21 protein-coding genes are annotated in these 21371 nt (G+C 60.9%); 12 read left to right on the top strand and 9 right to left on the bottom strand.

What is annotated here, in order from left to right; translation table 11 throughout:
- Positions 1-7: 7 nt before the first annotated feature.
- The 4 genes from ACODSJ_RS20960 to dksA form a co-directional block, all read right to left on the bottom strand.
- Positions 8-2962, bottom strand: coding sequence for a sensor histidine kinase (locus ACODSJ_RS20960; protein WP_489103554.1), 2955 nt, complete (start codon positions 2960-2962; stop codon positions 8-10).
- Complete coding sequence (locus ACODSJ_RS20955) at positions 2946-3122, bottom strand: hypothetical protein (RefSeq protein ID WP_003176118.1); 177 nt, start codon at positions 3120-3122, stop codon at positions 2946-2948. The genes ACODSJ_RS20960 and ACODSJ_RS20955 overlap by 17 nt, the downstream gene beginning before the upstream one ends.
- 77 nt (positions 3123-3199) lie before the next feature.
- Positions 3200-4087, bottom strand: a complete 888-nt coding sequence (gene gluQRS / locus ACODSJ_RS20950) for a tRNA glutamyl-Q(34) synthetase GluQRS (protein WP_489103553.1) — start codon at positions 4085-4087, stop codon at positions 3200-3202.
- Between the two features lie 236 nt (positions 4088-4323).
- Complete coding sequence (gene dksA / locus ACODSJ_RS20945; protein ID WP_489103552.1) at positions 4324-4767, bottom strand: RNA polymerase-binding protein DksA; 444 nt, start codon at positions 4765-4767, stop codon at positions 4324-4326.
- Between the two features lie 350 nt (positions 4768-5117).
- Between dksA and ACODSJ_RS20940 the strand changes: the two genes are divergently transcribed.
- Together ACODSJ_RS20940 and sfsA are read left to right on the top strand one after the other, a co-directional pair.
- Complete coding sequence (locus ACODSJ_RS20940; RefSeq protein WP_489103551.1) at positions 5118-6290, top strand: pyridoxal phosphate-dependent aminotransferase; 1173 nt, start codon at positions 5118-5120, stop codon at positions 6288-6290.
- Entirely contained in the window at positions 6290-7057 is a 768-nt protein-coding gene (sfsA, locus tag ACODSJ_RS20935) for a DNA/RNA nuclease SfsA (RefSeq protein WP_489103550.1), read from the top strand. Before ACODSJ_RS20940 ends, sfsA begins: the two co-directional genes overlap by 1 nt.
- Here sfsA and ACODSJ_RS20930 read toward each other — a convergent pair.
- Positions 7013-7330, bottom strand: a complete 318-nt coding sequence (locus ACODSJ_RS20930; protein WP_489103549.1) for a Rieske (2Fe-2S) protein — start codon at positions 7328-7330, stop codon at positions 7013-7015. The genes sfsA and ACODSJ_RS20930 overlap by 45 nt on opposite strands.
- Before the next feature lie 108 nt (positions 7331-7438).
- On the opposite strand from ACODSJ_RS20930, the gene ACODSJ_RS20925 reads away from it, so the two are divergent.
- A complete protein-coding gene (locus tag ACODSJ_RS20925) occupies positions 7439-8287 on the top strand; it encodes a ChaN family lipoprotein (RefSeq protein ID WP_489103574.1) in 849 nt (282 codons plus the stop codon).
- A 223-nt stretch (positions 8288-8510) separates the two neighbouring features.
- Here the strand turns inward: ACODSJ_RS20925 and ACODSJ_RS20920 are convergent, their stop codons facing one another.
- The 3 genes from ACODSJ_RS20920 to ACODSJ_RS20910 form a co-directional block, all read right to left on the bottom strand.
- On the bottom strand, positions 8511-8783 hold the full coding sequence (locus ACODSJ_RS20920; RefSeq protein ID WP_003205623.1) for a TfoX/Sxy family protein: 273 nt from the start codon (positions 8781-8783) through the stop codon (positions 8511-8513).
- A gap of 231 nt (positions 8784-9014) precedes the next feature.
- Complete coding sequence (locus tag ACODSJ_RS20915) at positions 9015-9356, bottom strand: pentapeptide repeat-containing protein (protein WP_489103548.1); 342 nt, start codon at positions 9354-9356, stop codon at positions 9015-9017.
- Positions 9357-9446: 90 nt separating this feature from the next.
- A complete protein-coding gene (locus ACODSJ_RS20910; RefSeq protein WP_489103547.1) occupies positions 9447-11003 on the bottom strand; it encodes a bifunctional aminoglycoside phosphotransferase/ATP-binding protein in 1557 nt (518 codons plus the stop codon).
- A 116-nt stretch (positions 11004-11119) separates the two neighbouring features.
- Between ACODSJ_RS20910 and mrcB the strand changes: the two genes are divergently transcribed.
- From mrcB to ACODSJ_RS20895, 3 genes are read left to right on the top strand one after another with little or no spacing between them, the layout of a single operon-like run.
- Positions 11120-13438: a penicillin-binding protein 1B gene (mrcB, locus tag ACODSJ_RS20905; RefSeq protein WP_489103546.1), complete on the top strand. Its 2319-nt coding sequence runs from the start codon at positions 11120-11122 to the stop codon at positions 13436-13438.
- A 16-nt stretch (positions 13439-13454) separates the two neighbouring features.
- A complete protein-coding gene (locus ACODSJ_RS20900; RefSeq protein WP_489103545.1) occupies positions 13455-14174 on the top strand; it encodes a tetratricopeptide repeat protein in 720 nt (239 codons plus the stop codon).
- On the top strand, positions 14174-14503 hold the full coding sequence (locus tag ACODSJ_RS20895) for a YqcC family protein (protein ID WP_489103544.1): 330 nt from the start codon (positions 14174-14176) through the stop codon (positions 14501-14503). Before ACODSJ_RS20900 ends, ACODSJ_RS20895 begins: the two co-directional genes overlap by 1 nt.
- A gap of 6 nt (positions 14504-14509) precedes the next feature.
- Here the strand turns inward: ACODSJ_RS20895 and ACODSJ_RS20890 are convergent, their stop codons facing one another.
- On the bottom strand, positions 14510-14932 hold the full coding sequence (locus ACODSJ_RS20890) for a DUF4124 domain-containing protein (RefSeq protein WP_489103543.1): 423 nt from the start codon (positions 14930-14932) through the stop codon (positions 14510-14512).
- 400 nt (positions 14933-15332) lie between these two features.
- Here ACODSJ_RS20890 and ACODSJ_RS20885 point away from each other — a divergent pair, with 400 nt between their 5' ends.
- From ACODSJ_RS20885 to msrQ, 6 genes are all read left to right on the top strand, one after another.
- Positions 15333-17057 carry an acetolactate synthase 3 large subunit gene (locus ACODSJ_RS20885; protein ID WP_489103542.1) on the top strand — a complete coding sequence of 575 codons (1725 nt, stop codon included), beginning with the start codon at positions 15333-15335 and terminating at the stop codon, positions 17055-17057.
- 2 nt (positions 17058-17059) lie between these two features.
- Positions 17060-17551, top strand: coding sequence for an acetolactate synthase small subunit (gene ilvN / locus ACODSJ_RS20880; RefSeq protein ID WP_003205610.1), 492 nt, complete (start codon positions 17060-17062; stop codon positions 17549-17551).
- A 45-nt stretch (positions 17552-17596) separates the two neighbouring features.
- A complete protein-coding gene (gene ilvC / locus ACODSJ_RS20875) occupies positions 17597-18613 on the top strand; it encodes a ketol-acid reductoisomerase (RefSeq protein ID WP_489103541.1) in 1017 nt (338 codons plus the stop codon).
- 144 nt (positions 18614-18757) lie between these two features.
- Entirely contained in the window at positions 18758-19603 is an 846-nt protein-coding gene (gene pssA, locus ACODSJ_RS20870; RefSeq protein WP_260962668.1) for a CDP-diacylglycerol--serine O-phosphatidyltransferase, read from the top strand.
- A 75-nt stretch (positions 19604-19678) separates the two neighbouring features.
- Positions 19679-20692 carry a protein-methionine-sulfoxide reductase catalytic subunit MsrP gene (msrP, locus tag ACODSJ_RS20865; protein WP_489103540.1) on the top strand — a complete coding sequence of 338 codons (1014 nt, stop codon included), beginning with the start codon at positions 19679-19681 and terminating at the stop codon, positions 20690-20692.
- Entirely contained in the window at positions 20692-21312 is a 621-nt protein-coding gene (gene msrQ, locus ACODSJ_RS20860; RefSeq protein WP_489103539.1) for a protein-methionine-sulfoxide reductase heme-binding subunit MsrQ, read from the top strand. The genes msrP and msrQ overlap by 1 nt, the downstream gene beginning before the upstream one ends.
- Positions 21313-21371 lie beyond the last annotated feature (59 nt).

Below are 21371 nucleotides of genomic sequence, written 5' to 3'. Positions count from 1 at the left end.
GACGGTCTCAGTTCACAGCGGACGTCGCTTCGACATGACGCGGCAAGGTGACCCGGATACGGGTGCCGCGCTGGCTTTGAACATCAGCCGGGCTGTCGATGGTGATTTGTCCATAATGCTCTTCAACGATGGAATAGACCAGTGCGAGGCCCAGACCGGTGCCTTCGCCAGGATCCTTGGTGGTAAAGAAGGGTTCGAACAATCGGTCCATGATGCTCTGGGGAATGCCGCTGCCTTCGTCTTCGACGATCAAGTCGATCGTGTGTTCGCTGGCTTCGCTCCTGACGCGTACCGCGCTGCCGGCCGGCGAGGCGTCGCGCGCGTTGGACAGCAGGTTGATCAGTACCTGGGCAAGCCGTTGCGGGTCGCCATCGACCCAGTGATCCGGATCGCACAGGTTGAAGAACTGCACTTCGAAGTTGCGCCGGTTAAGCGCCAGCAGGCCAATGGCGTCCTGGGCCACTTCGGCCAGGCAGACCGGTTCGTCGTTATGTTGGTGGCTGCCGGCATGGGCGAAGCTCATCAGTGACTGGACGATGCGCGACACGCGCTTGGTCTGTTCGAGGATCTGGCTACTGATTTCCGTCAGTTCGCCATCGTCTTCGCGTTCTTCGCGCAGGTTCTGGGCCAGGCAGGCGATACCGGTGATCGGGTTGCCGATCTCGTGGGCCACCCCGGCGGCCAGCCGACCGATGCTCGCCAAGCGTTCGGAGTGAACCAGTTTGTCTTCGAGCATCTGGGTTTCGGTCAAGTCTTCCACCAGCAGCACCAGGCCGCTGTTACCCGGCGCCAGCGGTTCGTCGATGGCCGCCTTGTGCAGGTTCAACCAGCGGGTCTGGCCGTCGAGTGCCAGGTGCTGCTTGTGCAAATGCTCGTCGGGAAGGTCGATGAACCCTTGCAGCAGGCCTTTCCACGGCTCGCCCAAGGTGCTCAGGCGTGAACCGACCACGCGTTGCGCGGCGATGCCGGTCAGCTCTTCCATCGCCTTGTTCCACATGAGGATTTCCTGGTCCTTGGCCAGGGAACATACGCCCATCGGCAATTCCTGCAGGGTCTGGCGGTGATAACGGCGCAGGGCGTCCAGTTCGGCGGCCAGGCCGGTGAGGCGCGAGTGATAGTCCTCGAGGCGGCTTTCGATGAAGTGGATGTCTTCGGTGACGTAGTTTTCGCCGCCGGCCTTGTAGGGCAGGAAGGTTTCGACCATGTCCTGGGCCACGCTGGGGCCCATCAGGCCGGACAGGTTGGCTTCGATCCGGTCGCGCAGGCGGCGCAACGCGTAGGGCCGGCGCTCGTCGAAGGGCAGGTAGAGGTCGCGCAGGGCCTGTTCGACTTCTTTTTGCGCAGCCTTGGCGCCCAGGGGCTTGGCCAGTTGCGTGGCAAATTCCTGTGGCGAAGCGGCATGCAATTCCCGGCGCTGTGGGCGGCGAACGTTGTCCACCGCACAGGCTTCGGCAGCGCTGGCCTCTTCGCTGCTGGCGTTGGTGAACAGCGAGATCAGGGTAAACATCAGCACGTTCGCCGCCAGCGAGGCGATGGCTGCCATGTGCCAACTGGTGTCGTCGAGCACATAGATCATGTTCAGCAGCGGAATGTAGAAGCCCTGCAAGTTGCCCAGCAGCGGCAGCAGCATGGCCACCAGCCACACCAGGATGCCCGCCAGCAGCCCGGCGATGAAGCCGCGACGGTTGGCAGTCGGCCAGTACAGCACCGACAGTACGCCGGGCAAAAATTGCAACGTGGCGACGAACGCGACGATGCCCAGGTTGGCCAGGTCTTGCCCCTCGCCCAGCATCAGGTAGAAGCCGTAGCCGGCCATGATGATCGCCACGATCAGCGCGCGGCGGGTCCATTTCAGCCAGCGGTAGATGTTGCCTTCGGCCGGTGGTTGGTAGAGCGGCAGCACCAGATGGTTCAGGGCCATGCCCGACAAGGCCAGGGTGGTGACGATGATCAGGCCGCTGGCCGCCGACAGGCCGCCGACGTAAGCCATCAGGGCCAGGGCTTCGCTGTGGGCCGCGATGCCGATGCCGAGGGTGAAGTATTCCGGGTTGGTGCTGGCCCCCAGCTTCAATCCGGCCCATAGGATCAGCGGCACCGCCAGGCTCATCAGCAGCAGGAACAGCGGCAGGCCCCAGCTCGCGCTGACCAGCGAACGCGGGTTGAGGTTTTCGGTGAAGGTCATGTGGTACATGTGCGGCATCACGATCGCCGAGGCGAAGAACACCAGCAACAGCGTGCGCCACGGCCCTTCTTGCAGGGGCGTGTGCAGGGCGGCGAGGGCGGTCTGGTTCTGCAGTAGCCACAGTTCGAGCTGTTGCGGGCCACCGAACACGCCGTACAACGCGTAGAGGCCGACGCCACCGATGGCGATCAGTTTGATCACCGATTCGAACGCGATGGCGAACACCAGGCCTTCGTGTTTTTCCCGGGTGGCGATGTGCCGGGAGCCGAAGAAAATCGTGAACAGGATGATCAGGCCGCAGAAGCTCAACGCCACCCGATGCTGCACCGGTTCATGGGTCAGGATGCTGATGGAATCGGCCACGGCCTGGATCTGTAACGCCAGCAGCGGCAACACACCCACCAGCATGAAGATCGTGGTCAGCGCACCGGCCCAGGTGCTGCGGAAACGAAAGGCGAACAAGTCGGCCAGCGACGACAGTTGATAGGTACGGGTGATCTTTAGGATCGGGTAAAGCAGCACCGGCGCCAACAGGAAGGCGCCGGATACGCCCAGGTAGCTGGACAGGAAGCCATAGCCGTACTGATAGGCCAGACCGACCGTGCCATAGAATGCCCATGCGCTGGCGTAAACGCCCAGGGACAAGGTGTAGGTCAGCGGGTGGCGGATGATCGCCCGGGGGATCATGCCTCGTTCGCTGATCCAGGCCACGCTGAACAGCACCGCCAGATAGGCCGCGCTGATCAGGATCATCTGGGTCAGGCTAAAGCTCATCGGCATCTTTTTGGCTCTGCAGGATAAAGGTCACGACAATCAGGATCAGCCACAGCAGATACGGCCGATACCAGGCACCCGTGGCGTCGATCCACCAATCCATGATGGCCGGGGAGAACAGATAGATCCCCACTACCAGGAGCAGGACCAAGCGATAGATGTACATCCCGGCCTCTCTCTTCTAAATGCGTGCCCGAAAACGTGCGGCGATGGTAACGGATGGGCGCCAAGCTGCAAGCGCCGTCAACGGATTTGCGCTTCGGGTAGCGTCAGTGTGCGCGGGATCTTGCCTGCATCCCAGTGGCGAATGCCCCAGGCCAGCAGTTCCCGGGGGCTGGCATCGACCAGTTCGATCCCCGGTTGCTGGCCCAGCGCACGCAATGCCCGCAACAGCAGCGGCGTGGCCTGATGGGCCGCCAGGGGCGGGGAGCGGTAGGATTTGCCGAGCTTGTGGCCATCCGGCTGGGTGATCAACGGCACGTGCAGGTAACGCGGTTGCGACAACCCGAGCAGTTCTTGCAGGTAGAGCTGGCGCGGCGTGGAGTCGAGCAGATCGGCGCCGCGAACGATATCGGTCACCCCCTGCCAGGCGTCGTCCAGCACCACCGCCAGTTGATAGGCGTAGAACCCGTCGCGGCGGCGGATCACGAAATCGCCGACCTCACGACCCAGGTGCTGGCGGAACTCACCTTGCACCCGGTCGATGAAGTGGTATTCAAGTTCGGGGACGCGCAGGCGAATGGCCGCGTCGTCGGCGCCATGCCCGGCGTTGCGGCAAAGCCCCGGATAAATGCCCTGGTACGGCTCCAATTGTTTGCGCGAACAGGTGCAGGCGTAGGCCAGGCCTTGGCTGAATAAACGATCGATGACTTGATCGTAGGCTTCGTGACGCTCGCTCTGGCGGACCATCTCGCCGTCCCATTCGAACCCGTAGCTTTCCAGCGCCTTGAGGATCGCCGCTTGTGCGCCGGGCTCTTCCCGGGGCGGGTCGAGGTCTTCCATGCGCAACAACCAGCGTCCACCCACGGCCCGGGCATCGAGGTACGACGCCAGCGCGGCGACCAGCGAACCAAAATGCAGGTGGCCGCTGGGGGTCGGGGCGAAGCGGCCGATGTAGGGGGAGGCAGTCATAGGGCGGATGTTACTGGGTCCAGTTGGTAGGAATACAGCGCTTGATGAGCAAGCATATCCCCCTGTGGGAGCGAGCCTGCTCGCGATAGCGGTGGACCAGTCACATCTATGCCGACTGATCCGCCGCTATCGCGAGCAGGCTCGCTCCCACAGGGGGGTACTGAGTTTGGATAAAGTTTTTGGAAACAAAAAACGGAGCGTATGAACGCTCCGTTTTTCGGTTACAGCGCCGGCAATTATTTACCGACCTGTTTTTCCTTGATTTCCGCCAGGGTCTTGCAGTCGATGCACAGGTCGGCGGTTGGACGGGCTTCCAGGCGGCGAATGCCGATCTCGATGCCGCAGGACTCGCACCAACCGTACTCTTCGTCTTCGATCAGTTGCAGGGTCTTGTCGATTTTCTTGATGAGCTTGCGCTCACGGTCACGTGCACGCAGTTCGAGGCTGAATTCTTCTTCCTGGCTGGCACGGTCGGCCGGGTCGGGGAAGTTGGCCGCTTCGTCCTTCATGTGGTCCACGGTACGGTCGACTTCCTGCATCAAGTCCTGTTTCCACTTGTTCAGGATCTTGGTGAAGTGCGCGCGCATGGGGGCGCCCATGTACTCTTCGCCCGCTGCCGGGACATAAGGCTCGAACCCGCTGAGCGACTGGTTTGGATGTTGCTGTGCTTGGGTGGGCATGAATGGACCGCCTCTACTCTTGTAATCCACTACGCAGGAATGCTCCATACCGACACCTGCCGGCCCTGCGGCTGCAAGCGGGCGAACTTACCAGATCGAATCGGGCCGCGCTACTCCCGGTTGTCGAGCCTGCGGTGGCTGGGGCCTGCAAGGCGTGGTCGGGTTTGGGGCACGGGGGATATCACCCTGCTCAATGCTTGATTCTAGCCAAGCCTGGGTCAATCGCCGGAGTCATTTCCCACGATCCAAGGGGTCAGACAACTTCAGCGTCTTGCTCGTTCCCACACCCGGTTTCTGACTTGGCCAGAGAGTTGGGTAGAATCGGTTCTTTTTCATGTGAAGGAAGGCTAATGGCCCAGCCCTATAGTGCACGCAGCCGCGCCATCGAACCGTTCCATGTCATGGCGCTGCTGGCCCGCGCCAACGAATTGCAGGCCGCCGGGCATGATGTGATTCACCTGGAGATCGGCGAGCCGGACTTCACCACCGCCGAACCGATCATCCGCGCCGGCCAGGCGGCGTTGGCGGCGGGCAAGACCCGTTACACGGCGGCTCGTGGCATTCCCGAACTGCGCGAAGCCATTGCCGGTTTCTATGCGCAGCGCCATGGGGTGGACATCGATCCCCGGCGCATCCTGATCACCCCGGGCGGCTCTGGTGCGTTGCTGCTGGCCAGCGCCTTGCTGGTGGACCCGGGCAAGCATTGGCTGCTGGCCGACCCTGGCTATCCGTGCAACCGTCATTTCCTGCGGCTGGTGGAAGGCGCGGCGCAGTTGGTGCCGGTGGGGCCGGAGGTGCGTTACCAACTGACCCCCGACCTGGTGAACCGTTACTGGGACCAGGACAGCGTCGGTGCGCTGGTGGCGTCGCCGGCCAATCCGACCGGGACGATTCTGTCCCGCGAGGAACTGGCCGGGTTGTCCAAGGCCATCAAGAGCCGCCACGGCCATTTGGTGGTGGACGAGATCTATCACGGCCTGACTTATGGCACCGACGCCGCCAGCGTGCTGGATGTGGACGACGACGCTTTTGTCCTCAATAGTTTTTCCAAATATTTCGGCATGACCGGTTGGCGGCTGGGCTGGCTGGTGGCGCCGTCGGCTGCCGTGGGCGAGTTGGAAAAGCTCGCGCAAAATCTCTATATCAGTGCGCCGAGCATGGCCCAGCATGCGGCCCTGGCCTGTTTCGAGCCGGCCACCATCGAAATTTTCGAGCAGCGTCGCGCCGAGTTCGCGCTGCGTCGCGATTACCTGCTGCCGGCCTTGCGGGCGCTGGGTTTCGGTATTGCGGTAGAACCCCAGGGCGCGTTTTACCTTTATGCCGATATCAGTGCGTTCGGCGGTGATGCCTATGGGTTCTGTCAGCACTTCCTGGAAACCGAACACGTGGCGTTCACGCCGGGCCTGGATTTTGGTCGTCACCAGGCCGGTCACCATGTGCGTTTCGCCTATACCCAGAGCCTCCCGCGGCTACAGGAAGCGGTTGAGCGGATCGAGCGTGGGCTGCGGAGCTGGCAAGGCTGATGCATTTCGATCCCGCTTTGGAAGAAGGTCGGTTGATCCGACGTTACAAGCGTTTTCTCGCCGATATCGAGACCGTTCACGGCGAGTTGCTGACGATCCATTGTCCGAATACCGGGTCGATGCTCAATTGCATGGCCGAGGGCGCGCGCGTCTGGTTCAGCCGCTCCAGCGACCCCAAGCGCAAGCTGCCCGGGACGTGGGAAATCGGCGAAACCCCTCAGGGCCGGCTGGCGTGCATCAATACGGCACGGGCCAACGCCTTGATCGAGGAGGCCCTGCGCGCCGGCGTCATCAGTGAGTTGAACGGTTTTACCGGGCTAAAGCGTGAAGTGGCGTACGGGCAGGAAAACAGCCGAATCGATTTTCGGCTGGATTATCCACAGGAACATGCACGCGGCACGGCCTGGGTCGAAGTCAAGAGCGTCACGCTGGGGTTCGAGGGCACGGCCGTGGCGGCATTTCCCGACGCCGTGACCCAGCGCGGCGCGAAACACCTGAGGGAACTCGCCTGCCTGGCCCGAGAGGGGGTGCGGGCGGTGCAATTGTATTGTGTGAACCTGAGCGGCATCGATGCCGTGCGCCCGGCCGAGGAAATCGACCCGCTCTACGCGGCTGCCTTGCGCGATGCGGTGGCGGCGGGGGTGGAAGTGCTGGCCTACGGGGTCACGCTGACACCTGGGCAGATCCTGGTCGACCGTCCGTTGCCGGTGCTGCTCGAACCGCTACAGCGCAACCCAGACACCTTGCTCATCCTCCCGGCTGTCTAGCGCGGTCAAGAACTGACCCGCGCAGGGGCCGGCCACGCATTCGCCACTTTCGATCAAGAACAGTGCGCCATGGGTGGCGCACTGGATCAGGCTGGCGCTGGCGTCCAGAAACTGGTCGGGCTGCCATTCCAGTGGCACGCCACGGTGCGGGCATCGATTCAGGTAGGTATAGACCTGGCCTGCGCGGCGCACGGCCAGTAACTTGTGTCCATCGATGTCGAAGCCACGGCTGTGGTTGTCAGGCAATTGGGCGGTGGCGCAAAGAAACTTCATGGGGGCTCTATTCTGTGGAGTGTTCCCCTTGATGGGGCTCATCGACCGTGGATTCTGCCATGAGCATCAATGGAGCGCGCCCGTCGAGGGCGTCTTGAGAGAATGAACATGCGCCTGATCCTGATTCTGGTACTGAGTGCACTGGCCGCCTGCCAGAGCGTCGCACCGCCTCCGGTTAGCGGGCGAATCCGTGACTTGCACAACGGCGAGGCCGTGACGCCCCGGGAGCTGGTCGAACGCCTGGCTCGGGCGCCGCGGGTGGTGGTGGGTGAGCAGCACGATAATCGAGATCATCACGCGCTGCAGCTATGGCTGCTCCAGTCTGTGGCTGAGCAACGTGTCCAGGGCAGCTTGGTGCTGGAGATGTTGACCCCCTCGCAACAGCCACGGGTGGATGCGCTGCGCCGCTCAACAACAATGCCGAAGGATTTGCCTGCTGCGCTGGAGTGGTCGCCGGGCTGGGACTGGCGCTTGTATGGGCCCATCGTCGAATTCGCCCTGGTACAACCCTATCCGTTGCTGGCGGCCAATCTGGACACCGTCGAGGTCCAGCGCTTCTATCGACAGACGCCGGATTTGAGCGGTGCTCACGTCAATGCGCCGTCGGTGCGCGATGAGTTGATGGGGCAGATTCGAGCATCCCACTGCGGGCTGCTGCCGGAATCGCAGATGCCGGCAATGCTGGCTGTACAGCAACAGCGCGACCGGCGCATGGCCGAACGCCTGCTGGCCGCTCCGACCCCGGCGTGGTTGTTCGCGGGCGCATGGCACGGACGCAAGGACCTCGGCGTAGCGCTGCACGCCCTGGACCTGAATGCCCGTGAGGAACCGGTCGTCCTGATGTTGGCCGAGGAAGGCAGTGAGGTGACGCCGGCCATGGCGGACTACGTGTGGTACACGCCCGCCACTGCGGCGCAGGATTATTGCGCGCAGATGCGTGAGCAGATGGGGAAATGACGTTCTGCGGACAAAAAAAGACCCGGCAAAAGCCGGGTCAAATAACCGTGATTAGCCTGATGAGGAGATATTTGAGCGTCCGAACCAAGGCCAGTTCAAATATCGACCAGTCTCGCGACCGGATGTGGTAATCATAGCGATTCTCATTACCATGTCAAACATTGTTTTTCGATGCGCTGAAAATTGGCTGGGGTCGTGGTGTATGACGTAACGGCCAGGGGCGTCAGGCCTTGTGGCGCGTCGAAATGGCGTCCAGTTGCTTGTTCAGTGCTTCCTTGCGTTCGGCAGGAATGTCGTTCCAATGCACGTCCATGAGGGCGCCTTCGATGGCATACAGCAATACCTTGGAGGCGCGAAAGCCGCGGGTGCGTACCGCACGATAGGCGTCGACCGCGCCAAGCCGGCGCAGGTCCGAAGCGCTGTGGATGCCCACGGCATGCAACCACTGGGCTGATGTCTTGCCCAGGTTCTTCAGGTGTTGCAGTTCATCATTCATCGAGCCTCCTTGCGACGGCCGACTGGTGCAATGGGCAAGTTTTCTGAGGAGTGTAGCGGTCAGTAGGAAAAGCGTGATTCTTTGGAGGGATATGACGCAAAAGCTTCTAAGGCAATACGCACGATGACGTGCAGAAGGCGGCGAAAGCCATCGTCCAGCGCAAGCAGGGGCGCTGGAGGTCAGTCTGGCGTGTGGCCGGCTCGCGCGTCTGGCGACCCGGTCCACGAAAAATCAGTGGGTGCGGTAGCGCAGGCGAGTGCCGAAGTTCATCGACATCAGGATCTCGTCCGCAGACAGCTCGGGAGGGAAGTAGGCGCCCGAAATCTGCGCATGCGCCAGGCTCGCACCTTCCAGTGATGCTTTGCGGAAGTCGACACCACGCAAGTCGGCGGAGCGGAAGTAGGCATCGGTGAAGTCGACGTCGTCGGCGTTCAGTTCCCGCAGATCAAGTCCGCGAAAATCACCGCCGCGCATGTCGACCGGGCCTTGAGGGCGTTCGCTGTTGAAACCCGCGATATCGTCTTTGCGCAGCAAGGCATAAAGCGGGGTATTGAGAAGCTTGGGAAGGCTCATTGCATAGCACCTGTTGGTTTTATGACGCCAGTATAGTGCCACCACCTGACGGCCGTGAAGCCGGGGATGGCTTCACGACCGAAATAGTTGCTACAGGCCTGGCAAGCGTTGGCGAATCTGCGCGACGACGACGTCGAGCGTACCGCTTTCGTTGGTTTGGACCCGTTTGCTGCAAAGGATTTCCGCCGGAGTGAGCGGCTCGCGGCTGGCTTGTTGTGCGGCGATGACCGCCAGGGTCGCATCCGAAGGGTCTTTCTGGTCGGCCTGGCGCTGCGCCAGCCAGCTTTCGATGACCGCCTGCGGTGCATTGCAATCCAGGATCAGAAACGGCGCCCCCGTGGCTTCGGCGATTTTCGCCGCCGCGTCACGCTGCTCCTGCTTGAGGTAAGTTGCATCGACCACCACCGGGAACCCCGCGCGCAGGATGCCGTCGGCGATTTCATGCAGGCGCGCATAGGTGGCGGTGCTGGCGTCGTTGCTATAAATGCCGGCCTGTGGATCGTTGGGTACTTGCTGCTCGCCGAACAGACGCTTGCGCTCCACGTCCGAGCGCAGGCGAATGGCACCCAGTGCCTCTACCAGGCGCATGGCGACGTGGCTTTTGCCTACGGCCGAAACACCGTGGGTAATGGCCAGGAAGCGCGAAGGAATAGTGCTGTAGCTTTCGGCCAGGTTGGCGTAGTTGCGGTATTGGCGCAGGGTGGTGGCGCGTTGCACCGGGTCGGCCTCGGCGGGCATGCTGAACAGCGCGACCTTGGCGCGGACCAGGGCGCGGTAAGCCTTGTAGAAGTTCAGCAGCTCCAGGCCCTGGTAGTCACCGGTCAGTTCCAGGTACTGGCTGACGAAACGCCGCGCCAGCGACTTGAGACCACGGTCTTCCAGGTCCATCGCCAGGAATGCGGTATCGGCATAGACGTCGGTGAAACGGAAGGGTTCGTTGAATTCGATGCAGTCGAAAATCACCACCTTGCCGTCGATTACGGTGGCGTTGCCCAGGTGGATGTCGCCATGGCATTCGCGAATGAAACCGTCGGCCTTGCGTTGGGCGAGCAGCGGCTTGAGGCGTTCGAAGCTGCTTTCGGCCCAGGCTTGCAGGGCTTCGAGTTGCAACAGGTCGGCCTTGTCATTGAGGAAGGGGCGGATCTGTTCGAAGTTTTGCAGCACCGGCGCCATCACGCTTTGCGGAGTGCCGGCGTCATTTTCGGCGGGCACTTTGGGCGTGGAAAGGTGGAACTGGGCGATTTGACCGGCCATTTCATCAATGTGCGCGGTGGTCAGTTCGCCGTTGGCTTGCAGCGTGCTGAGCAGTTGGCTCTGGGGGAACTGGCGCATTTTCAGCGCGTATTCGATCGCCGGGCCGTCGCCACCCAGTTGGGGCGCTTCGGTGCTGCCAGTAATCGGCAGGACTTCCAGGTACAGGTCCTGGGTCAGGCGCTGGTTCAGGCGCAACTCTTCGCCGCAAAAATGTTGACGCGCCTCGAGGCTGGTGAAATCGAGGAAGCCGAAGTTGACCGGCTTCTTGAATTTGTAGACGTAAGGTCCGGTGAGCAACACCCAGGAAATATGGGTTTCGATGACCTGGAACCCTTCGACGGGATGCGGGTAGAGGGCAGGATTTTGCAGGGCAGCGATCAGGGATTGGCTCACGGGCGATCCTTCAGAGTCTGGGAAAATTCGAGGGCCTCATTATGGCGGCAAGTGCCGCTAACGCAAACCGCATGGCCTCATGTTGAACCGCCGCAAAGTGCGTATAATCCGCCGCCATGACTCGTACCCGATCCCCCCGTACCCCCAAGAAACCACCCGCCAGCCGCCTGCGGCCATGGCTGGGCTGGGCCCTTAAACTCAGCCTGGTGGGCCTTGTTGTGCTCGCCGGCTTTGCGGTCTACCTCGACGCGATTGTCCAGGAGAAGTTCTCCGGCAAGCGCTGGACCATTCCAGCCAAGGTCTATGCCAGGCCGCTGGAGCTGTTCGTCGGCCAAAAACTCAGCCGGGAGGACTTCCTGACCGAGCTCGATGCCTTGGGCTATCGCCGTGAAAGCGTGGCCAACGGCCCCGGCGCGGCCTCGGTCAATGGCAACACCGTCGACCTCAATACCCGTGGCTTCCAGTTCTATGAGGGCATGGAACAGCCGCAATCGGTGCGGGTGCGGTTTTCCGGCGATTATGTGGCGGCGCTGACCGGTGCCAACAACGCCAGCCTGTCGGTGGTGCGTCTCGAACCGCTGTTGATCGGCGGCCTGTACCCCAAGAACCTCGAAGACCGGATCCTGATCAAGATCGACCAGGTGCCGCCGTTCCTGCTCGATACGCTGATCGCCGTCGAAGACCGGGATTTCTATCATCACTTCGGCGTCTCGCCCAAGTCGATCGCCCGGGCGGTCTGGGTCAACACGTCCTCGGGCCACATGCGCCAGGGCGGCAGCACCCTGACCCAGCAGTTGGTCAAGAACTTCTACCTGACCAACGAGCGCAGCCTGACCCGCAAGCTCACCGAAGCCATGATGGCGCTGCTGCTGGAAATGCATTACGACAAGCGCGAGATCCTGGAGGCCTACCTCAACGAAGTGTTCATCGGCCAGGACGGCCAGCGCGCGGTGCACGGTTTCGGCCTCGCCAGCCAGTTCTTCTTCAGCCAGCCGTTGTCCGAGCTCAAGTTGCATCAGGTGGCGCTGCTGGTGGGCATGGTCAAGGGGCCGTCTTCCTATAACCCGCGGCGTAATCCCGAGCGCGCCCTGGAGCGGCGCAACCTGGTGCTCGACCTGTTGCAAGAGCAAGGCGTGGCCACGGCCGAGCAAGTTGAAGCCGCGAAGAAGATGCCGCTGGGCGTGACCAAGCGCGGCAGCCTGGCGGACAGCTCGTTCCCCGGTTTCATGGACCTGGTCAAGCGCCAGCTGCGTGAAGACTACCGCGACGAAGACTTGACCGAAGAAGGCCTGCGGATCTTCACCAGCTTCGACCCGATCCTGCAGATGAAAGCCGAAGCGTCGGTGGAAGACACGTTCAAGCGACTGGGTGCGCGCAAGGGCGCCGATGAAGTCGAAGCCGCCATGGTGGTGACGAACCCGGAAACCGGCGAAGTCCAGGCCATGATCGGCAGCCGCCAGGCCAGTTTTGCCGGTTTCAACCGGGCCCTGGATGCCGTCCGGCCGATCGGTTCGTTGATCAAGCCGGCGGTGTACCTGACGGCCCTGGAAAAACCGAGCCAGTACACGCTGACCAGTTGGCTGTCGGACGAGACGTTCTCGGTCAAGGGCGCGGACGGCCAGGTATGGACGCCGCAGAACTACGACCGTCGTTCCCACGGTACGGTTTTCCTGTACCAGGGGCTGGCGCATTCCTACAACCTTTCGACGGCTCGCCTCGGGCTGGAAGTCGGTGTGCCGAACGTGCTCAAGACCGTGGCGCGCCTGGGGGTGAGTCGCGAGCTTCCGGCGTTCCCGTCGATGTTGCTGGGGGCTGGCGGTCTTGCACCAATCGAAGTCGCCGCCATGTACCAGACCTTGGCCAACGGTGGTTTCAATACGCCGATGCGCGGGATCCGCAGCGTGCTCACCGCTGAGGGCGAGCCGCTCAAACGGTATCCGTTCCAGATCCAGCAGCGTTTCGATCCGGCTTCCATCTACCTGATCCAGAGCGCCATGCAGCGGGTCATGCGCGAAGGCACCGGCAGTTCGGTCTATAACGTGCTGCCCCGGACCCTGACCCTGGCGGGCAAGACCGGTACCAGTAACGATTCGCGCGATAGCTGGTTTGCCGGTTTCAGCCAGGATTTGCTGGCGGTGGTCTGGCTTGGACGCGATGACAACGGCAAGACGCCGTTCACCGGCGCCACCGGCGCGTTACAGGTCTGGACCAGTTTCATGCGCAAGGCCGATCCGTTGCCGCTGGACATGCCGCAACCGGATAACATCGTTCAGGCCTGGGTCGATTCGCGCACTGGACAAGGCTCCGATGCCAATTGCCCGGGTGCGGTACAGATGCCGTATATTCGCGGCAGCGAGCCGCCACCCGGTGCCGCCTGCGGCGGTCAGAATCCTGCCGAGTCGGTGATGGATTGGGTCAAGGACTGGATGAATTAAGCAAAGAGGGTTTCAAGTGAACAAGTGGTTGATTCCAGCGGTAACGGCCGTGGCTTTGCTCAGTGGCTGCTCCACCGTACAGCGCGGTTCTATCCCGGTTGTCGATTCCGGCACGGCTGTTTCCAACAGCGAGCGGATCTCGGCCAACGGTGGCTTCCGTCAAACGACAGTGAAGCGCCCGGTCCAGGCTCAGACCCAGGCGATTCCGCAGGGCGATACCGGTGTCGTGGTGATGGTGCCCGGCGGTGGCGCAACGACCTCGGCGCCGATCAGTACGACGCCGATCACGCCAGGTCCCATCACGCCGGGCCCTGTCGAGACCTCGCCGATCAATCAGGGCAGCTACAGCATGCCGTCGACGCCGAGCAGCATTCCTTCGTCCGGTTCGGGTGGCTTGGCTGCCGATGAGCAATTGGACGGTCCGGTGCTGGCCCTGCTGACCACGGCACAACAGCAACAGGCCAGCGGCGATCTCAACGGTGCGTCCTCCAGCCTGGAGCGTGCCCAGCGCGTAGCACCGCGCGAACCCCAGGTTCTTTATCGCCTGGCCCAGGTGCGCATGGCCCAGGGCGACGCACCACAAGCCGAGCAACTGGCTCGTCGTGGCCTGACCTTCACCAGCGGTCGTCCGGCACTTCAGGCCAGCTTGTGGGAATTGATCGCCCAGGCGCGTGAGAAACAAGGCGATTCCGCAGGGGCGGCATTGGCCCGCCAGAAAGCCAAGGTTTCGCTCTGATGGATACCCGCTTTCCAGAGATTGCCAACCAGTTGCTGCTGATCGAGCGGGAACTGCGTGTCCAGGGCTGGTGGAGCAGCGTTGCGCCGTCGGCCCAAGCGCTGGCCAGTGTCGAGCCGTTCGCCGTCGATACCCTGGACTTCGAGCAATGGCTGCAGTGGATTTTCCTGCCCCGGATGAAGACCATCCTGGAAAACGATCTGCCGCTACCCAATGCCTCGGGCATCCTGGCCATGGCGGAAATGGTCTATGCCCAGCGGCCAGGGCAGGGCATCGGGTTGCAGCGATTGCTGGCGCAGTTCGACCAACTGATCAGCAACGTGGGCTGAGCGCCGTCACTGGCAATTCTCCTCGATCTGCTTGCGGGTCTCCTCGACCCGCTGGCGTCGCTCTTCGTCCGTGAGGCGGCGCATTTCTCCCTCCACGTCTTCACGCACCCTTGGATTGTTCTGCAATTGGGCCAGGTTGGTCCGTGCCTGCTCGCAGAAAACCTTGAGCTGAGTTTCCTGCTCGGCTATCTGCTTCTTGACCTGTTGGTCGATGGTCTTCTGGTCACCGATGACCCCACCGGACGGCGCTGCGGCTGGTTTGCTGGTCGATGATGTCGGGTTGATCACGGTGGTGGCTTGCGTGCCTTGGGGCGGCTGGGCATCGAAGTGCGTCACGCCTTGGGCGTCTACCCATTTGTAGACCTGGCCGGCCATGCAGATCGGGCTCAGGCCAACCAACAGGCTGGCTGTCAGGAAGAAGGTTCGCATGCTGTTTCCTTGTCGTGGATTGCGCAATTGAAGCTAACACAGTTGTCGATTAAAGGTTTTTTCTTGCGTTCTCATGCGCTTACTTCGAATAAAGCACATTGACGACTTGACTTGCAGAAGGCGAAACAGAAGAATCCAAAGTCCGCTGTAGAGGGACTGCCAGAAGCAGGCCCACTCGGCAGATCATGAGGCGCACACCCGCGTCGACCTGTTACACCCGCAACGCGTTACCTCGCGCTGGGTGGGAAAAGCCCGCAACACTTGGGACGATCCCAATACTTGCTCAGTCAGTGCTGACGTAGTCGGCGACCACCGTCGCTCATGCTCTGCCGAGAAGTAAACCTATTAAGACCCGTCCCCTTTCGTGGGTCGGTATTCTGGCGTTTTAGAGGTGAACAACGTGGAGCTTTTATCTGGCGGTGAGATGCTCGTCCGCTTCTTGCGTGACGAAGGCGTCAAATATATCTACGGGTACCCCGGTGGTGCTCTTCTTCATGTCTATGATGCCCTGTTCAAAGAGCCGGAAGTGACCCACATCCTGGTTCGTCACGAGCAAGCGGCGACCCACATGGCTGACGGCTACGCCCGTGCCACCGGCAAGGCCGGCGTGGTCCTGGTGACTTCCGGTCCTGGCGCCACGAACGCCATCACCGGTATCGCCACGGCCTACATGGACTCCATCCCGATGGTGATCATTTCCGGCCAGGTACCTAGCACCATGGTCGGTACCGATGCGTTCCAGGAAACCGACATGATCGGTATCTCCCGGCCGATCGTGAAGCACAGCTTCATGATCAAGCACGCCTCGGAAATCCCGGAAGTCATGAAGAAGGCATTCTACCTGGCCGAATCCGGTCGCCCGGGCCCGGTCGTGGTCGACGTTCCGAAAGACATGACCAACCCGGCCGAGAAGTTCGAATACGTCTATCCGAAAAAAGCCAAGCTGCGCTCGTACAGCCCGGCCGTACGCGGCCATTCCGGGCAAATCCGCAAGGCAGCCGAAATGCTCTTGGCGGCCAAGCGTCCCGTGCTGTATTCAGGGGGCGGTGTGATCCTTGGTGGTGGCTCGGCGCCGCTGACCGAACTGGCGAAAATGCTCAACCTGCCGGTCACCAATACCCTGATGGGATTGGGCGCCTTCCCAGGCAGCGATCGTCAGTTCATCGGCATGCTGGGCATGCACGGCAGCTATACCGCCAACCTGGCGATGCACCATGCCGATGTGATCCTGGCCGTTGGCGCGCGTTTCGATGACCGTGTCATCAACGGTGCAGCGAAGTTCTGCCCGAACGCCAAGATCATCCACATCGATATCGACCCAGCCTCGATCTCCAAGACCATCAAGGCAGACGTGCCGATTGTGGGGCCGGTAGAGAGTGTGCTGACCGAAATGGTCGCGATCCTCAAGGAAATCGGTGAGGTTCCCAACAAGGAGTCCGTGACCAGTTGGTGGAAGCAGGTCGATGAGTGGCGCGGTGACCGCGGCCTGTTCCCTTACGACAAGGGCGACGGCAGTGTGATCAAGCCACAGACTGTGGTCGAAACCCTGTGCGAAGTGACCAAGGGCGATGCCTTTGTGACCTCCGACGTGGGCCAGCACCAAATGTTCGCGGCGCAGTACTACAAGTTCGACAAGCCCAACCGCTGGATCAACTCCGGTGGCCTGGGCACCATGGGCTTCGGTTTCCCGGCGGCCATGGGCATCAAGTTGAGCTTTCCGGAAGCGGACGTCGCTTGCATCACAGGCGAAGGCAGCATCCAGATGAACATTCAGGAACTGTCCACCTGCTTGCAATACGGCTTGCCGGTGAAGATCGTGATCCTGAACAACGGTGTACTGGGGATGGTTCGCCAGTGGCAGGACATGAGCTATGGCAGTCGTCACTCGCACTCGTACATGGAATCGCTGCCTGATTTCGTCAAGCTGGCGGAGGCCTATGGTCACGTCGGCGTGCGCATCACCGAATCGAAGGACTTGAAGTCGAAGATGGAGGAAGCGTTCGCCATGAAGGATCGCCTGGTGGTGATCGATATTGCGGTGGACACCAGCGAGCACGTCTACCCGATGCAGATCAAAGACGGCTCCATGCGCGATATGTGGCTGAGCAAGACGGAGCGTACCTAATCATGCGACATATTATTTCCTTGCTTCTGGAAAACGAACCGGGTGCGCTGTCTCGTGTAGTTGGCCTGTTCTCCCAGCGCAACTACAACATCGAAAGCCTGACGGTGGCGCCGACCGAAGACCCGACCCTGTCGCGTCTGACGCTGACCACCGTGGGGCACGATGAGATCATCGAGCAGATCACCAAGAACCTGAACAAGCTGATCGAAGTGGTCAAGCTGGTGGACCTGTCGGAAAGCGCTCACATCGAGCGCGAACTGATGCTGGTCAAGGTCAAGGCCACCGGCGCCCAGCGCGCCGAGATCAAACGCACTACCGATATTTATCGTGGGCAGATCGTTGATGTCAGCGCCAGCGTCTATACCGTTCAGTTGACCGGTACCAGCGACAAGCTCGACAGCTTCATCCAATCGATCGGCACTGCCTCGATTCTGGAAACCGTACGCAGTGGTGTCACCGGCATTGCCCGTGGCGACAAAGTACTGAGCATCTAAACCAAATTAGCGAATGGCCTGAACGGCCGGATATAGGGGAAATTCATGAAAGTTTTCTACGATAAAGACTGTGACCTGTCGATCATCCAGGGCAAGAAAGTCGCCATCATCGGTTACGGTTCCCAAGGTCACGCCCAGGCGTGCAACCTGAAAGACTCCGGCGTCGACGTCACCGTTGGCCTGCGTACCGGCTCGGCCACCGTTGCCAAGGCCGAGGCCCATGGCTTGAAAGTGGCTGACGTGGCGACTGCCGTTGCTGCTGCCGACCTGGTCATGATCCTGACCCCGGACGAATTCCAGGGCGCCCTGTACAAGAACGAAATCGAGCCGAACATCAAGAAAGGCGCCACCCTGGCCTTCTCCCACGGCTTCTCGATCCATTACAACCAGGTTGTGCCGCGTGCCGACCTCGACGTGATCATGATCGCGCCGAAGGCCCCGGGCCACACCGTGCGTTCCGAGTTCGTGAAAGGCGGCGGTATCCCTGATCTGATCGCGATCTACCAGGACGCATCGGGCAACGCCAAGAACGTAGCCCTGTCCTACGCTGCCGGCGTTGGCGGCGGTCGTACCGGTATCATCGAAACCACGTTCAAGGACGAGACCGAAACCGACCTGTTCGGTGAGCAAGCCGTTCTCTGCGGCGGTACCGTCGAGCTGGTCAAAGCTGGTTTCGAAACCCTGGTTGAAGCTGGCTACGCGCCAGAAATGGCCTACTTCGAGTGCCTGCACGAACTGAAGCTGATCGTTGACCTCATGTACGAAGGCGGTATCGCCAACATGAACTACTCGATCTCCAACAACGCTGAATACGGCGAGTACGTGACCGGTCCGGAAGTGATCAACGCCGAGTCCCGTCAGGCCATGCGCAACGCCCTGAAACGTATTCAGGACGGCGAATACGCCAAGATGTTCATCAGCGAAGGCGCCACCGGCTATCCTTCGATGACCGCCAAGCGTCGTAACAACGCCGCTCACGGTATCGAGATCATCGGTGAGCAACTGCGCTCGATGATGCCGTGGATCAGCGCCAACAAGATCGTCGACAAAGCCAAGAACTAAGTCGCGAAATTGTGCGAAAAACGCGGCCTAGGCCGCGTTTTTTCGTTTGGACGGTGGGTTCTGGTATAAAGCTGCATCGTTTGCGGTCGAACCGTCGTCCCAGACATCTGTCGAATTTTTTCACACCGTTGCAAGGTACTGTCCATGAGCGAACGTCCCGACGAGCCGAACCAGGCTCCTGACGCCGAAAGCCTGCTGCCCATCGACGAACACGTCGAAGAAGGTCACGATGCTGAAGGCCGTAAGGTCCGGCATCGTGGTATCTATCTGCTGCCGAACCTGTTCACCACGGCGAACCTGTTTGCCGGCTTTTACTCCATCATCAACTCCATGAGTGCCCAGGCCGCCTTGAGCGCTGGCGATGCTGCGGGCGCAAGCCGCTACTTCGCGTTTGCCGCCATTGCGATCTTTGTCGCCATGGTGCTCGACGGCCTGGACGGGCGCGTAGCGCGCATGACCAACACCCAGAGTGCGTTCGGTGCCGAATATGATTCGCTGTCCGACATGGTCGCCTTTGGCGTGGCACCTGCCTTGCTGGCGTTCGGTTGGGCGCTGGGAGACATGGGCAAGGTCGGCTGGATGGTTGCCTTTATCTACGTGGCGGGTGCGGCATTGCGCCTGGCGCGTTTCAACACCCAGGTCGGCAAGGCTGACAAGCGTTACTTTATCGGTCTGGCCAGTCCCGCTGCGGCGGGTGTGGTGGCGGGTGTGGTCTGGGCGTTCAGCGACTACGGCATACAGGGATCGAAGATGTCGTTCCTTGTGGCCTTGCTGGTAGCTGCGGCCGGAATGCTGATGGTCAGCAACATCAAGTACAACAGCTTCAAGGAGCTGGACTTGAAGGGGCGCGTGCCTTTCGTGGCGATTCTTGCGGTGGTGCTGGTGTTCGCCGTGGTGTTCAGTGATCCGCCGCGTATCTTGCTGCTGGTATTCCTCGCCTATGCCGCTTCCGGCCCGGTGCAATACCTGCTGCGTCTTCGCCGACGCTAAACGTTGCCTTAATGTAATTTCCCCCATACTCCGCAGTCTATTGGTGCATCTGTCCTCCAATACTGCGGAGTTGCCATGTTGATCAAGATCTCCAAGTCTTCCGATTGCCGTGAATCGGACGTCACGCCGGAATCCTTCTATCTGTCCCGTCGTCAAATACTGGGTGCCACCGTGGCGGGGATCGCCGTGGGTGGCTTGCCACGCTGGGCTCATGCGGGTGAAGGGGGCCGTTATGCCGATGTAGACCCTGGCAAGGCGCCGTCCTGGTTTGCCGAGAAGCTCGTGTCTACCCAATGGGGTGCTGTCACGGTCAAGGACGAGGCCATCACCCCGTTCAAGGACGCCACTCATTACAACAACTTCTATGAGTTCGGAACCGACAAGGGCGATCCGGCGGCGAATGCCGGGTCCTTGAAAACCGAACCCTGGAGCGTGGTGGTGGACGGGGAGGTGGGCAAGCCGGGGCGCTATGGGCTGGAAGACTTCATGAAGCCTTATCAGCTGGAGGAGCGTATCTATCGGCTGCGCTGTGTCGAGGCGTGGTCGATGGTCATCCCGTGGATCGGTTTTCCCCTTTCTGCGCTGCTTAAACAGGTCGAGCCGACCTCCAAGGCAAAATTCATCCGTTTCGAAACGCTGCAAGATCCCAAGGTCATGCCCGGCCAGCGCTCCAGCTTCGCCTTGATCGACTGGCCTTATGTGGAAGGTTTGCGATTGGATGAGGCGATGAACCCGCTGGCGATCCTGGCGGTAGGGATGTACGGACGGGAACTGCCGAACCAGAACGGTGCGCCGTTGCGCTTGGTGGTGCCCTGGAAGTATGGGTTTAAAAGCGTGAAATCCATCGTGCGGATCAGCTTGGTCAGTGAGCAACCCAAAACCACCTGGCAAAGCATTGCGTCAAATGAGTACGGCTTCTATGCCAACGTCAATCCGACAGTCGATCACCCGCGTTGGACCCAGGCCCATGAGCGGCGCCTGCCGAGCGGGCTGTTGCGCCCCAATGTTCGCGATACGCTCATGTTCAACGGCTATCAGGATGAAGTGGCTTCTTTATACGCAGGGATGGATCTGAGGAAAGACTACTGATGCGCTTTGCAGTATGGCGGGCCGGCGTCTTCGTCGCGGCGGCGGTCTGGCCGTTGATCTGGCTTTACCAGGCGATCATAAACACCTTGGGACCTGACCCGGGCAAGGTGCTGGTGGATCGATTGGGGCTGGGGACGCTGATCTTTTTGTTGATCACCTTGAGCATGACGCCATTGCAGAAAATGACGGGGTGGGCAGGGTGGATAGCGGTCAGGCGCCAGCTGGGCTTGTGGTGCTTTGCTTATGTGGTGATGCACCTGAGTGGATATGCGGCATTCATATTGGGGTTCGACTGGTCGCAGTTGGGGGTTGAGCTGAGCAAGCGGCCCTACATTATTGTCGGTGCGCTAGGGTTTCTGGGCTTGCTGGCGCTCGCTATTACCTCTAATCGTTACAGTCAGCGACGGTTGGGCGGACGCTGGAAGAAGTTGCATCGCTTGGTTTATCTAATCCTTGGGCTCGGTTTGTTGCATATGTTGTGGATCGTGCGGGCGGATCTGCAGGAGTGGGCGATCTACGCTGTTATTGGCAGCGTGTTATTGCTCCTCCGGGTTCCACCGGTTATGCGGCGGATCCCGCGTTTATGGGGGCGAAAGGCCCTTTCTGCAACAAAAGTGTAATTAAGGGTTGACGGCAGATTCTGGATCTCTATAATTCGCCCCACTTCCGGCGCAGTCGA

The sequence above is a fragment of the Pseudomonas sp. FG6 genome (assembly GCF_057809015.1).
Note: the sequence above shows the minus strand (reverse complement) of the source record. Positions and strands in the feature narration are given on the sequence as shown.

Coding starts and splice junctions, on each gene's coding strand:
- ACODSJ_RS20960 (WP_489103554.1), bottom strand. CDS start 2,962: ATGCCGATGAGCTTTAGCCTGACCCAGATGATCCTGATCAGCGCGGCC.
- ACODSJ_RS20955 (WP_003176118.1), bottom strand. CDS start 3,122: ATGTACATCTATCGCTTGGTCCTGCTCCTGGTAGTGGGGATCTATCTG.
- gluQRS (WP_489103553.1), bottom strand. CDS start 4,087: ATGACTGCCTCCCCCTACATCGGCCGCTTCGCCCCGACCCCCAGCGGC.
- dksA (WP_489103552.1), bottom strand. CDS start 4,767: ATGCCCACCCAAGCACAGCAACATCCAAACCAGTCGCTCAGCGGGTTC.
- ACODSJ_RS20940 (WP_489103551.1), top strand. CDS start 5,118: ATGGCCCAGCCCTATAGTGCACGCAGCCGCGCCATCGAACCGTTCCAT.
- sfsA (WP_489103550.1), top strand. CDS start 6,290: ATGCATTTCGATCCCGCTTTGGAAGAAGGTCGGTTGATCCGACGTTAC.
- ACODSJ_RS20930 (WP_489103549.1), bottom strand. CDS start 7,330: ATGAAGTTTCTTTGCGCCACCGCCCAATTGCCTGACAACCACAGCCGT.
- ACODSJ_RS20925 (WP_489103574.1), top strand. CDS start 7,439: ATGCGCCTGATCCTGATTCTGGTACTGAGTGCACTGGCCGCCTGCCAG.
- ACODSJ_RS20920 (WP_003205623.1), bottom strand. CDS start 8,783: ATGAATGATGAACTGCAACACCTGAAGAACCTGGGCAAGACATCAGCC.
- ACODSJ_RS20915 (WP_489103548.1), bottom strand. CDS start 9,356: ATGAGCCTTCCCAAGCTTCTCAATACCCCGCTTTATGCCTTGCTGCGC.
- mrcB (WP_489103546.1), top strand. CDS start 11,120: ATGACTCGTACCCGATCCCCCCGTACCCCCAAGAAACCACCCGCCAGC.
- ACODSJ_RS20895 (WP_489103544.1), top strand. CDS start 14,174: ATGGATACCCGCTTTCCAGAGATTGCCAACCAGTTGCTGCTGATCGAG.
- ACODSJ_RS20890 (WP_489103543.1), bottom strand. CDS start 14,932: ATGCGAACCTTCTTCCTGACAGCCAGCCTGTTGGTTGGCCTGAGCCCG.
- ilvN (WP_003205610.1), top strand. CDS start 17,060: ATGCGACATATTATTTCCTTGCTTCTGGAAAACGAACCGGGTGCGCTG.
- ilvC (WP_489103541.1), top strand. CDS start 17,597: ATGAAAGTTTTCTACGATAAAGACTGTGACCTGTCGATCATCCAGGGC.
- pssA (WP_260962668.1), top strand. CDS start 18,758: ATGAGCGAACGTCCCGACGAGCCGAACCAGGCTCCTGACGCCGAAAGC.
- msrP (WP_489103540.1), top strand. CDS start 19,679: ATGTTGATCAAGATCTCCAAGTCTTCCGATTGCCGTGAATCGGACGTC.
- msrQ (WP_489103539.1), top strand. CDS start 20,692: ATGCGCTTTGCAGTATGGCGGGCCGGCGTCTTCGTCGCGGCGGCGGTC.